Annotated in this window: 10 protein-coding genes and 1 pseudogene; 4 read left to right on the forward strand and 7 right to left on the reverse strand. The window is 68.5% G+C overall.

Going from position 1 to position 12,567, the window contains the following annotated elements:
- The 3 genes and pseudogenes from tssC to AC56KW_RS22945 form a co-directional block, all read right to left on the reverse strand.
- Window positions 1-837 (reverse strand): annotated as a pseudogene (tssC, locus tag AC56KW_RS22935) (type VI secretion system contractile sheath large subunit); the annotation flags it as partial.
- Window position 838: 1 nt separating this feature from the next.
- Window positions 839-1,354 (reverse strand): type VI secretion system contractile sheath small subunit, encoded by a 516-nt coding sequence (tssB, locus tag AC56KW_RS22940; protein WP_497172942.1) that lies wholly within the window; start codon window positions 1,352-1,354, stop codon window positions 839-841.
- A gap of 20 nt (window positions 1,355-1,374) precedes the next feature.
- On the reverse strand, window positions 1,375-1,953 hold the full coding sequence (locus AC56KW_RS22945) for a tetratricopeptide repeat protein (protein WP_497172943.1): 579 nt from the start codon (window positions 1,951-1,953) through the stop codon (window positions 1,375-1,377).
- A gap of 209 nt (window positions 1,954-2,162) precedes the next feature.
- Between AC56KW_RS22945 and tssJ the strand changes: the two genes are divergently transcribed.
- The 3 genes from tssJ to icmH are packed head-to-tail and all read left to right on the forward strand — an operon-like array spanning window position 2,163 to window position 4,911.
- Window positions 2,163-2,741, forward strand: a complete 579-nt coding sequence (gene tssJ / locus AC56KW_RS22950) for a type VI secretion system lipoprotein TssJ (RefSeq protein ID WP_497172944.1) — start codon at window positions 2,163-2,165, stop codon at window positions 2,739-2,741.
- Window positions 2,742-2,794: 53 nt separating this feature from the next.
- Complete coding sequence (gene tssK, locus AC56KW_RS22955; protein ID WP_497172945.1) at window positions 2,795-4,159, forward strand: type VI secretion system baseplate subunit TssK; 1,365 nt, start codon at window positions 2,795-2,797, stop codon at window positions 4,157-4,159.
- Window positions 4,156-4,911, forward strand: coding sequence for a type IVB secretion system protein IcmH/DotU (gene icmH, locus AC56KW_RS22960; RefSeq protein WP_497172946.1), 756 nt, complete (start codon window positions 4,156-4,158; stop codon window positions 4,909-4,911). Before tssK ends, icmH begins: the two co-directional genes overlap by 4 nt.
- 252 nt (window positions 4,912-5,163) lie before the next feature.
- On the opposite strand, the gene AC56KW_RS22965 is transcribed toward icmH, so the two are convergent.
- From AC56KW_RS22965 to AC56KW_RS22980, 4 genes are all read right to left on the reverse strand, one after another.
- Window positions 5,164-5,922 carry an OmpA family protein gene (locus AC56KW_RS22965; RefSeq protein WP_497172992.1) on the reverse strand — a complete coding sequence of 253 codons (759 nt, stop codon included), beginning with the start codon at window positions 5,920-5,922 and terminating at the stop codon, window positions 5,164-5,166.
- 25 nt (window positions 5,923-5,947) lie between these two features.
- Window positions 5,948-6,898, reverse strand: a complete 951-nt coding sequence (gene tagF, locus AC56KW_RS22970; protein WP_497172947.1) for a type VI secretion system-associated protein TagF — start codon at window positions 6,896-6,898, stop codon at window positions 5,948-5,950.
- Window positions 6,895-10,680, reverse strand: a complete 3,786-nt coding sequence (gene tssM, locus AC56KW_RS22975; RefSeq protein ID WP_497172948.1) for a type VI secretion system membrane subunit TssM — start codon at window positions 10,678-10,680, stop codon at window positions 6,895-6,897. The genes tagF and tssM overlap by 4 nt, the downstream gene beginning before the upstream one ends.
- A gap of 124 nt (window positions 10,681-10,804) precedes the next feature.
- On the reverse strand, window positions 10,805-11,656 hold the full coding sequence (locus tag AC56KW_RS22980; protein WP_497172949.1) for a M15 family metallopeptidase: 852 nt from the start codon (window positions 11,654-11,656) through the stop codon (window positions 10,805-10,807).
- Window positions 11,657-11,748: 92 nt separating this feature from the next.
- On the opposite strand from AC56KW_RS22980, the gene AC56KW_RS22985 reads away from it, so the two are divergent.
- The gene (locus tag AC56KW_RS22985) at window positions 11,749-12,468 is read left to right on the forward strand and encodes a hypothetical protein (RefSeq protein ID WP_497172950.1); all 720 of its coding nucleotides are present in this window, start codon (window positions 11,749-11,751) and stop codon (window positions 12,466-12,468) included.
- The last annotated feature ends 99 nt before the right edge of the window (window positions 12,469-12,567 follow it).

Raw genomic sequence — 12,567 nt, forward strand, 5'->3', positions numbered from 1 at the left:
GTATCTGGAGTGGTCGCTGCCGTCCACATCCTCGACGTAGTTGAAACCCTCGGTGGTCATGCCGTCGGCCGGGTGATACGGCAGGCGGCCCAGGAAGCGCGGCAGGCACAGGCCGACGTAGCGCGAATCCTCCGACTCCCTGAACGCCTTCCACTTCGCGTATTCGACGGTGTCGAACACTTTGGCCAGGTCGCGCGGCCGGCCCAGGTCGCCGAAGCCCTCGACCCCGAACAGCCCGGGGCTGCTGGAGGTGATGAACGGCGCGTGGCTGGCGGCGGCAACATGCGACATCTGCTCGAGGAAGTAGATGTCCTCGGGCTGGCGCGAGATCTCGAAGTCGCCGATCAGTGTCCCGTAGGGCGCGCCGCCGAAAGTGCCGAATTCTTCCTCGTAGATCTTCTTGAACATGGTGCTCTGGTCGAACTCCATGGCCGACTGGAAGTCCTTGACCAGCTCGCGCTTGCTGGCATTGAGCATGCGGATCTGCAGGTTGGCGCTCGTGGTGCTGTTCCTGACCAGGTAACCCAGGCCGGTCCAGCTGCGTTCCAGTGCCTGGAACTCGGGCGCGTGCATGATGGCCGAGAGCTGGTCCGAGATCATCCGGTCCAGCTCCGCCAGGCGCGCGTCGATCGTCGCCGACAGGTTCGACGAAATGACCATCGTCCCCTGCATCACCTGGGTCACCAGTTCCGAGATCAGGTCGCGCGCGCGTTCGTGCTCGCTGCTGGACGCGGCCACGCGGCTCTCCTCGACGATCTGGTCGAGCAGCGAGGCGTCCAGTTCGGGGGCGGAGGTCGCAACACCTGCAGCCTTGGTCGATTCGAGTACCGCCGCCATCTCACTCTCCCCTTTCGTCGTCGCCGCGCGCCTTGCGCAGGCTATCGAGTTTTTCGGTATTGCCCAGCACCTCGGTCAGGATGTCTTCGAGCTTGTCGTTGCCGGCCAGTTTGTTGCGCAGGTCGGCCAGCTTGGTGCGCGCTTCCAGCAGGCCGGCCAGCGGCGCCACCTGGCGCACCACGGATTCGGGGCGAAAGTCATCCATCTTGCGAAACTGCAGCTGTACACCGAACTGGCCGCCTTCCGGCGACAGGTGGTTCTCGACCTTGAAGGTGGCGACGGGAGCGACGCCGCCCAGCACCTCGTCGAAATTGCCGGCATCGACGTTGACGAACTTGCGGTCCTTGAGGCGCTTCTTCTCGGACTTGGGATCGAGGCCGAAGTCGCCCACAACGCCAACCACGAAGGGCAGCTCCTTGTTCTCGATCGCGTCGCCGATCTCGACGTCATATGTCATCTGCACGCGCGGCGCGCGCACCTTCTGCAAGCGTTTTTGTACGCTCTCGCTCTTGGCCATGTCGACTCCCGGTGGGTGGATCACTTCAGCACGTCGAACGGATTGCCGCTGCTGGCGGCCGGACGCTGCGGCGCCGCGACGGCGGACGGGGTCGGCGTCTTGCGGGACGGGGTCGGGCGCGCGGCCGGACGCGGCGCGACCAGCACCTCTTCACCCAGGCTGGTGCGCAGCAGCTTGGCCAGGTCTTGGGCTTCGCTACGCACCGACCCTTGCAGATTGTTCTTGCGGGTCAGGTCGGCCAGGGCCTTGCTGGCCACGCGCAGGCCGCTGACGGCGAGGATGCTGTAGGCCAGGGTGTCGTCGGGGTCGCGCGCCAGCGCTTCCTGGGCGCTGCTGATGGCGTCGCCGTACTGGGTCGCGTCGAAGCGGATCTGGGCCATGCGCACCCACGGTTTCTTGTCGACCGGATGCGCCACGCTGGCCATCCTGAGCAGGTCCACGGCCTTCTCGCTCTGCCCCGCAGCGAGTGCGGCATCGGCTTCGGCATAGATGTTTTGGGACACGACGGCGCGCTTGGCGGTCGCGTCGGTGCCATCGGTGGCGCACCCGGCCAGGGCGGCGACACCGACCAGCAGGGGTATCAGGCGTTTGCGGATCATGTTCGGCTCTCCAGTGGGTGAACGAGCCCCCATTATTCGCATCGGGCTTTCCGAGAAGTTGTGCACTGTCAATGAAAAGCGAGTTCAACAGGAGACCGTTACCGGGCGCCGTTGCAACTCGCTTACGTTTGCGCGATGTCAGCGCGGCGCGTCGCGGATGGGATTCAATCCAACGCTGATGCGTGAGAACAACTGCGAGGAGTATGGCGATGACGATGTCCCACCGCATGAGCCTGCTGGTCGTGGCGGCCGCGCTGGCCGGCTGCGGCGGCGCCGCGCTGGCGCCGCTGGCCAATGGGGCGCTGGAGGCGGCCGGCCTGCGCAAGCCGCCCGAGCTGGCCGAATCGCACAAGCCGCCGCGCAACGTCCCGCTCAAGCTGCACGCCGCCACGCGCCTGAATGTGAACGCCGGCGGCCAGCCGCTGGCGTTGGCCGTGAGGCTGTACAAGCTGCGCCAGAAGAATGCCTTCGAAGGCGCGCCGTATGCGACCTTCCTCGATCCGCGGCTCGAGCGCGAAAGCCTCGGCGCCGACCTGGTCGAGGTGCGCGAGATCATGCTGATGCCGGGCCAGCGCTACGAGGTGACCGAAAAAGTGGCGCGCGAAGCCGGCCACCTGGGCGTCGTGGCCCTGTTCCATACCCCGGCGGCCGGCCGCTGGCGCACGGCGGTGAGCAGCATCGACGCCGAACGCGATGGCCTGAACATCGGCCTGCTGGCCTGTGCGATGAGCGTGGGATCGACCACGACCGGCTACTCCGCGGCACCGCCCTCTGTGCGCTGTCAATAGTCGTTTGCAACTTTCCTGCAAGCTGGTTCTTTCAGAAAAGCGAGGGAGGCAATGTGAGCATGCCATCCAAGGTCTTGTGGGGCGAGGGATTGTTCCTGCGGCCCCAGCACTTCCAGCAACAGGACCGTTATCACGAGGCGCGCTTGAACCAGACCGCCTGCGCCCTGCATCCCTATTGCTGGGGGGTGCGCAAGCTGGCGGTCGATCTCGACGCGCTGCGCAGCGACATCCTGCGCATCGACGAGCTGTCGCTGCTGTTTCCGGACGGCGAAGTGGTGCGCGCGCCGGGCGCCGACGTGCTGCCGCCGCAGGTGCGTCTGGGCGACCTGCCGCCGGCGCTGCAGACGGTCACCTACCACGCCGCTTTGCCGGCGCTGCGCACGCATGGCGACAACTGCGCCAACGGCCTCGATGCGCTGGAAGCGGTCGAGGTGCGCTTCGGGCGCATCGAGCGCGAGACCCAGGACCTGTACACCCAGGCCGCCGACGCCCCGGTGACCTACCTGCGCAAGGCGCTGCGCCTGGTGGCAGACAGCGAGCCGCTCGAAGCCTACGAGAGTTTTCCGCTGCTGCGCCTGCGCCGCGTGGCCACTGGCGGCTTCGAGATCGATCCCGGCTTCGTCCCGCCCAGCCTGTCGATCGACGCCGTCGGCAGCCCCGGCGCCGGCCTGTACCTCGGGCTGGCGCGGCTGATGGAAAAACTGCTGGCCAAGGTCGGCGCCTTGTATGGCGACCTGCGCGAGCCGAGCCGCAACGTGGTCGAGATCCGCGGCGGCGACGTGTCCGCGTTCTGGCTGCTGCACACGGCCAGCGCGGGCTACGCGGCGCTGGCCCATTACCTGCACCATCGCGAGCTGCATCCCGAACGCCTGTACGGCGCCATGCTGGAGCTGGCTGGCGGCCTGATGACGTATTCGCGCAACTACCGTCTCGAAGACCTGCCTTCCTATGTCCACGCCGATCCCGGCCCGCAATTCGCGCGCCTGGACGGCATCATCCGCGATCTCCTCGACACCGTGATTTCATCGCGCTACTTCACCATCGCCCTGCACAAGGACCGTCCGTCCTACTACCTCGGCGCACTCGACTCGGGCCGCATCAATCCCCAGACCACCTTGTACCTCGCGGTGGCGGCCGACATGCCGGCGCTGCGCCTGGTCGAGGCGGTGCCGCTGCAGTTCAAGATCGGCGCTCCCGAGGACGTCGACCAGTTCGTGCTGTCGGCGCTGCCCGGCGTGAAGCTGGTGCACGCGCCGCAGGTGCCGAGCGCGATTCCGGTGCGGCCGGACACCTGTTACTTCGTGCTGGAAGGCCGCGGCGCGCTGTACGACGCGATGCTCAAGGCCCAGTCGATCGCGGTGTATGTGCCCAACGGCGTGCGCGAGTTGCGCCTCGAGCTGATCGCGGTGTCGGCATGAGCGCCTTCGTCGAGCGCCGCGCTGCGCACAAGGGCGACACCGCAAACCGGCGCCAGCGGCTGGTGGACATCATGTACGAAGGCTTCCATGCGCTGTTCCTGCTCAAGAACGGCTGCGGCCCGCAGGACAAGGGCGCCTTCGCCGACAATATGACGGCCTTCCTGGCCGACGTCGACCGCAGCGCCAAGGCGCTCGGCATCGCCGCCGAGGACGTGAGCGCGGCCAAGTATGCCTACTGCTCGGCGGTGGACGAGATCATCCTGCGTTCGACCTACGAAGTACGCGAGGCCTGGGAGACCCGCCCCCTGCAGCTGCGCATATTCGGCGACCAGCTCGCCGGCGAGCACTTCTTCCACCGGCTGGAGGATTTGCGCGCGAAAGGCGCGCAGCAGGTCGAGGCGCTCGAGGTCTTCCACATGTGCCTGCTGCTGGGCTTCCAGGGCCGCTATGCGCTGGACGGCAAGGACAAGCTGGACTACCTGGTGGCGCGCCTGGGCGACGAGATCGCCCGCATGCGCGGCCGCACGCGCGGCTTCGCGCCGCATGCCGGGCGGCCCGACCAGGTGGTCAACCGGCTGCGCAGCGACCTGTCGCTGTGGGTGCTGGCCGCGGTATTCACGCTGGCGGGGATGGGGGCCTACCTTGGCTTTCGCACAGTGCTGGGCAAGGAATCCGCGCTCGCGCTGACGCACTACAACGATCTGGTCAAGCTGCCGCCGAAGACGGCGCATGTGACCATCACCCTGCCGTGATCCAGTTTTTCAGTTAGCAGATGCCCGTCTTTCTCGCGCGGGCGGGGATCCAGGTCTGCGTGCAGGCCGGAATTCTGGTTCCGGCCGCGCACATTCCTTGGATTCCCGCCTACGCGGAAATGACGTGGCGCAGGGCGCGGGCTACGTGCGCAGGGGCGCAGTGCTACGTACGTAGAGCGAGGGCCGCGTGCGTACGGCGCGGGCTGCCGTGCGCGCGGCGCGAGACTATTTGCTCAAGGCGCCGTCCAGACCCTACTGGATCACCTTGAACTCGATGCGCCGGTTGCGCGCCCTGCCCTCGGGCGTGCGGTTGTCGGCCACCGGCCGGTCCGGTCCCTCGCCCGACACCGCGATCGATTCCTGGGCGATGCCCTGGCCCACCACATAAGCCTTGACCGCCTCGGCGCGCGCCTGGCTCAGCGACAGGTTGGCGGCGCGCGAGCCGGCATTGTCGGTGTGGCCGATCACCTCGACCTTCACGCCACCCAGCTTCTTGAGCGCGTCCGCCATCTGGTCCAGCACCCCGGTGCCGGCCGGCGTCAGGCTCGCCTGGCCCGATTCGAACTCGATGATGCGGTTGGCCAGCGCCGCGTCCAGCACGCCCTGCTGCGACACGTTCACGCGCAGGCCGTTATTGACCGTATAGGTCGGATTCAGGCTGGCCGCGATCGCGCCGGCGATCTGCTGGCGCTGTGCCTCGCTGGCCACGTCGCCGCGCAGGCTGACACGGTTGCCCTCCACTTTCAGCTGGCCATCCTTCACCAGGCGCAGGTTCGGTCCGATCAGGCTGCCCACGTAGTTGTTCCAGTTGGCCGGCGTCGATACGGCGCCGACCGACAGCTGGTCGACCACCCGCGGGGCGCCATACACGGTGCGCAGACGCTCGAGCAGCGCGGCCTTGGTGGCTTCGTCGGCCACCATGCCGCTGACCACGACCGGCGCCTCGGCGACGGGCGGCGTCCCCGCCGCCGGCGGCAGGACGGCGCTGAACCCGAACATGCATGCGAACATGGGCACGAGGATGCGAGGTTTCACGTCAGGCTCCAATGAAGGTCTTCATGAACAGCTCGCGCGCCAGCGCCAGCGGCAGGTCGGGCTGGGCCAGGTGACTCGCTAGCTGGCGCACGTCGGCGTCGAACTGCAGCTGTTCGTCGATCCAGTCCGTGTCCACCAGCCGCACCTGGAACTCGGCGCCGACCAGTGGGTCGATCATCGCGCGCAGGGTCTCGGCCAGCGCCGCGCAAAAACCCACCACCAGCACCGGCCGCCCTTCCTGGCGCGTGATGAACAGCGCCAGGTCGAATTTCGCGCGGCGCAGGAAAGGGGCGATCAATTCGAGCCAGAAGGCCGCCACCGGATAGCGCGCCGCGGCATCGTGCGGCAGCGGCAGCACCAGGCTTTTGTGCAGCTCGGCCGGCTGGCTGTGCATCACCGGCTGCAACAGCAGTCCGAGCGCCAGCACCAGGCGCGCTGCGCCACAGCGCTCCAGCAAGGTGTCGAGCGAGGCCAGCGTGCCTTGCTCCATCCAGCACGCCAGCGCCGCCTCGTCCCCGAGCTCGATCGCGCTGTCGGCGATCGCCTGCAGATAGGTCGCCGGATCGCCTTCGCGCAGCACCTTGGGGCAGATCTCTTCCAGGAACATCCACAGTGGCGCGAAGGCGAGCGGACAGCGCGCGACAAAAGCCGCCGGATCGGCCACCGCCTGCGTGCGGGTGGCGAGGAAGGGAAAGCGCCGCCCCGACTGATCGCGGCTGGCCAGAAGGTGACCGGCCACCGCGTGGTGGCGCGCCGGACCGACCAGGGCGAAGCTGACCGGCGCCATCGCGTCGTAGTGGAAGCGCCAGCGCGCATCCGATGGCAGCAGGGTCATCACCTGCGCCAGCCAGGCGTCGAGCATGCCGATCACGGCCGGGTCGTGGGCCAGCTTGACGAAATCGGCGCGCGCCGGCACCTTGCCGAAGTAGCCGATGCGGTCCGCCCGCATCATTGCGCTCCCGCGCTGGCCAGCGCCGGCGCCGGCTCCGGCGAAGGCTCATAACGCCCGACGATGGCCGGCGGCAGCCGCAGGCCGCGGAAGCCCTGGGCCTGGCCCTGGCCGCCGCCGTTCGACTGCGGGCTGCTGACGATCTTCAGGTCGACCGCCACCGACACGTTATTCGCCGTCCAGCGCAACTCGAACACACCGCCGTCCTTGCGCGTGCGCCGGGCCGACTCGAGCAGGCGCTGCAGGCCGAACTGGCCGGGCTGATTGAACAATTCCACCGCGCGGCCGTCGAAGGTCACCGCCGTGACCCGGGCGCCGGAGAGGCCCTGTGGCCCCGGATGAACCATATTGCTCCAGGCCGGCGGCGTGTTCCGGTAGCGTAGCTGCTGGCCGTCGATCTCGAGCGTGTATTCGAGCGTGCCGGGCGCGCTCAGAGGCAGCACCTGGAACACCGTCTGGGCCGCGCCGCCGGCGGCGACGCCGTTGTTCGACAGCGGCGCCACCCAGCCGGGGAACGACGCCACCGCCTGCGGCGCCAGCGAGATGCCGATGTCGGCCCAGGTGCGCGCCGCCAGCACGTCGCCGCGCCGCACCACCAGCGGACCCATGGCCGTGTTGACGAACTTGGCCACCGCGCCTTCCGGGCCGAACACCTGGCCGATCTCGCCCGGCGTGGCCTCGATGCCGGCATCCTGTGCGAACGGGTACTTGGTGGCCAGGGTGCGACCGAAGGGCTCGACCACCTGCGCCTGCCAGGTCTTGTTGATCTCGGCCTCGGACGGCAGCACGATCATGGCGAAAGTCTGCGTGAGCGGGCGCACCAATAGCGGACGCAAGGCCTGTTTCTGGCTGTCGCTCATCCCGGTCAGCATCTGCTCGTCGACGTAGCGCAGGGCATCGGCAAGTTCGGAACCGCTGCCTTCCAGCGTCTGCTGCATGAACTGCTTGGCGCCCGGTCCGGGGTCACCCTGGTTCTTCAAGGCGTTGAGCCGCGTGCGCAGGCGCGACAGGGCGTCGAGATAGCCGGTCATCAGTGACGCTTCCTTTTCCCTGGCGCCGACCAGGCGCGCCACGCCGGCGAATTCGCGGCCGATAGGGCCGCTGCCCTGTCCTTGCTGCTGTTGCTGTTGCTGGGCCAGCAGCTGGGACGGGTCGACCGAGTCGGCCAGCGTGCGCGCATCGGACGGCGCGCGCCGCAGGATCACCTGCCTGAACCACGCCATGACGCCACGCTCGGTATTTCCGGCGGGCGAGCGCAACCCGCCCGGGTTGTCCCAGGCCGTCTCCTCGTGGATCGTGCGCAGCAGCTTGGCGATCGGGGAAGCCTGCGGGTCGCCCAGGCGGTTCATGGCCTGCACGCTGGCGTCGAAGCCGCGCAGGTCGGCGATCGCGACGCCCTGCACGAACCTGGTCCACTCGCGCGCATAGTCGGCTTTATACAAGTCGATCAGCGCCTTCTGGATCTGCTCCGGGCTGCCTTCCAGCGTCAGGTCATCGCGCGCCGTGGTCTTGAGGACCCAGTCGACCGTGTTCAGTTCCTTGCTGGAGGCGTCGCGGATCGCGTCGAGCACGAACTTGTCCCAGGCCGCGCGGGTGAAGGCGCCGCTGACGGCGTGGCTGCCGGCCACCAGGGCCGCATCCTGCTCGCCAACGATGCGCGCCACGGTCACCGCCGGAAAGCGCGTGGCGGCGCGGGTCTTGATGTCGGCAAACACGCGCTCGCGCGCCGGTGTGCCGCGCACCACCCGCCGCAGGTGTTCGCGGCTGGTGTCGAGCAGGCCCAGTTTGGTCTTGACCTGCGGCCAGGCCGGATCGTCGATGTGGGACAGGTGGAAGGTCATAAGGCGCTCGGCGCTACGGATCATCTGCTCGCGCGGCATGCTGCCGCGGTTCGCTTCCAGCCAACCGCGCCAGTAGCGGGTCAGCTGGTCGTTCAGGTGGCCCGGTTCGGCGAGCACCTTATTGCCCAGCATCAGATAGGTCTTGAGGGCGTTATACGCGTCACCGACATTGGTGGGCGAGGCATCCTGGTAGGGCTGGCCCGGTCGCGCGGTCGGCGTCGCCACCTGGCGCGACGGATCGAGGCCGGCCGCGTTGCTGTTCACGTCCGTCAGCATCGTCTCGAGCGCGCCGGTGACCGGTTCGACCATCACGGCGCGCACGCCGGCGAAGTATTCGTCGCGCAGCTTGCGCGCCAGGCTGTCGCCCTGGTACAGGCCGAAGCCCAGCGCCCACGGTTTGTCCTCGGCGTAGCGCTCGAGCTGCTCGATGCGGTCTTGCAGGATCTCGAGCGCTTCCAGGCGCGACTGCAGGTCGATGCGGCCGGCCTGGAGCTTCATGACCTTGTCGAGGTCGGACTGGACGTTGGCGACCAACTGGCGGTTGCCGATGGCCGACCACGACCAGCCGCCCATCGCGCATCCCAGCAGCATGGTGGCGGCAAAGAAGGCGCCCAGTTTCCAGCGCGCCGCCGCCGGATTGGTGTAGCGCTTGACCAGTTCGCGGTCGGCGAAGATCACCTTGCCGAACAACTCGAGCAGGAAGTAGCCCGACTGCGCGCCCGACTGCGCGCCGGACTGCTCGCCGGACTGCTCGCCAGTACCTTCGCCGCCTTTCCTGTCGTGCAGCGCCAGGTCGAAGCGGCTGGCCACGCGCCGGCTCGACAGGTCTTGCACGCTACCTTCCTGCAGCGCGCTGGTGAGATAAAAGCCGCGGAACACGGGCTTGAACTGGTAACTGTTTTCCTCGAACAGCGTGGCGAGGAAGGCGCGCAGCGGGGTACGCAGCGCGGCAAACTCCAGCGGGAAGGTAAACACGCCCGAGCGCATCGCCGTGCTGCGGTTGGCGCCCATGCCGGCCAGGCTCATTTCCTTCAGGCCGTCGACCAGCTCGTCGAAGTGCTCGTCGAAGAAGGCCAGCACGTCCTGCGGCGTGCTGCGCCGGTTGTAGCGCAGGGTCGCCCCCCAGGTGCGCTCGCGCTCGGCCTTCTCGCTGTCGTGGAAAAAGTCGAGGAAGCCGGCGACCAGGTCGGCCTTGGTGAAGATCACATACACCGGCGCGTGCACGCCCAGGCGCTCGGTCAGTTCCTGCACCCGGGTGCGCAGGTTCTTCGCCAGCTCGTGCGAGACGGTGGCCGGGCCGGCCATCAGTTCGGCCACGCTGACGGCGATCAGGATGCCGTTGATCGGCGCGCGCTGGCGATGTTTCTTGAGCAGGTCGAGGAAGCCGAACCACTCGGCGCGGTCGTCGTCCTGCATCGAATAGCGGCCGGCGGTGTCGAGCAGGATGCCGTCGGTGGTGAAGAACCAGTCGCAGTGGCGGGTTCCGCCCACGCCCTGCAGCGCCTTGTTGCCCGGGATCGGGAAGGTCAAGCCCGAATGGACGATGGCGCTGCTCTTGCCGGCCGCCGGGTTCCCGATGACCATGTACCACGGCAGCTCGTATAGCGCCGCCGCGCCGCGCATCAGGCCCAGCTTGGAGCTCTTGATGGTGCCGACCGCCTCCAGCAGGTTCTTGCGCAACACCGCGACATCGTCCTTTCCGCCATCCTTGTCTGCCGCGCCGGCGATGGCGCTGGCCAGCTTGCGCGCCTTGCGCGCGCGCCACGCGCGCCGCGACATCCACCAGACGCCCCAGCAGGCCAGCAAGGCCAGGGCCGCGATCGCGGCCCACACGACGCCAAGGCCGAGCAGGCCGGCGCCGATCACCAGGATGGCCGCCAGCACGGCGATGCCGGTCGCGGCGAGCACGCGGCTGTCGGTCAGGAACTTCCAGAGTCGTGCCATGGCGGGGCCTCTTGTAAAAAAAGCTCACAGGAAATGGTCGCACGCGCCTACAAGGCGCCGCTTGACTCTGCGCAACGCGGCCAAAATTCCGAAAATCGCACAACAGCCGTGCGCCCACGCCGGCTCAGCGCCCCATCACGCCACGCATCCGCAGTTCGATGTGGCCGAAGTCCATCATCTTCCAGCGTCCACCCCAGGTCAGTCCCAGCGATTCGGTCACCTGGCCGTACAGCTGGTAGCCGCGCATCGCCCATGGGTCTTTTTCCGAAATCACCAGCTTGCCGTCGCGCAGGAAGGCGCAGTCGGCGGCCAGGCCGAACTGGTGCCAGCTCTGGAAGGCGCGCGCATTGGTGACGTGGCCGCCGGCGGCCGCCAGCTCGTCCTGGCGCGCCGGGCTGCGGTAGCCTTCGAGCAGCGCCATCTCGTAGCCGTGCTGTTCCTTCATGATCTTGAACGCCAACAGCAGCCGCTGGTTGAAGTCGGGATGCAGCAAGCCCCAGTTGCGGCTGGCATTGACCAGCATCGGCCGCACCAGTTCGACCTCGGTCGTGGTGAACGCCCCGGGCGGCGGCGCCATCGGCGGCACCAGCTGTTCGCCGGCCAGCAGCGCCGCCACCTGCTCGTCGGGCAAGGCGGCGCTGCCCTCGTACGCCGGCAGCATCGCCGGATTGCTCAGGGCCAGCGCCAGCAGCGACGGGATCAGGACCGCCGGCGCGCCGATCGCCAGCAGCACGCGGTGGCGGACGAAGCCCTCCCGCAGTCCCTGCAGCACCCGCTCGCGTAGCGCCAGGGTCAGGCTGTCGCGCATGGCCGCGGCGGCGCGCGTGGCGGCATCGCGGCCGCTGACGACGCGGTCGGCCAGGCCCCGCACGGCCTGCACGCCGCGCGATACCAGGGACTGTCCGCCTGGAAAAAGAACGAGCCAAGCCAGGCCGGATGCCAGACAAACGTACAGAAGGGCGACAAAGATCAGCATCGGACTCCCCAGGATTGTTTCTAATCAGCACAGGAGAAGCCAATCTTAGGAGTAATGTCGTGCGTCCATCAGACGAAAATCAAGACAACCGCATGCATCCCCATCTGCGTCCCAACCTGATGTCGTCTTCCCGCCGCGGCGGCCATGAAGACAGCATACTTGCCAAGCTCGAGCGCGCGCCGGCGCGCCGCGGCGCGGCCGGCAACGGTGCGCGCCTGGCGTGGTATGGGATGGCGGCCGTGCTGGCGCTGGGATTGACGGCGACCCTGGCATGGCTGGCGAAAGGCGCCGTTCCGGCGCCGCTCGAGATGGCGCGTACCGAGGCAGTTCCTCCTGCGGCGGCGAGCGCGCCGCCAGCGCATGCGCCGGCCGCGACGGCCCTGATCGTCGATGCCGCGCCGGCGTCCGCCCTGGCGCCGCAGGCTGCTCCGGAGCCTGTCCTGGCGCCGCCCGCTCCGGCGCCCGTTCCTGCGCTGCGCCTGCTCGAACCGGCGGCCGCCCGGCCCGCCCCGGCCAGGCTTGCGCCGGCGCAGGTCAAGGCGCCCCCGCCACGGCGTCCGGAGCCGCGCGCGGGGGCGGGCGCCCGTCTTCGCGCGTCGGCGGCGCAAGGCCGGGCAGGAGCAGCGCCGCGCCAGTCCTCGCGGCCGCCCCGCACCGTCGACCCGGCGCGCCCGGGCGCGGCCCAGGACGACAGCGACGTCGCCCTGATCTCGGCCGTGATCTCCCACGCCGACTTCCACGCCGGGCCCGGCGAAGGCGAGGCGCCCGTCGCCTGCGCCGACGGGCCCTGCCGGACACGTCCGGCTCGCTAGCAGCGTTGTAAAAACGCCCGCGCTCGGTGCCGATGCGGGCAAACTGCCAGGCGATCGCGGCCGGAAAGCGCTATACTGTATATAAGTACAGGTGGGCGT

It is taken from the genome of Telluria sp. RT2P19 (genome assembly GCF_059685725.1).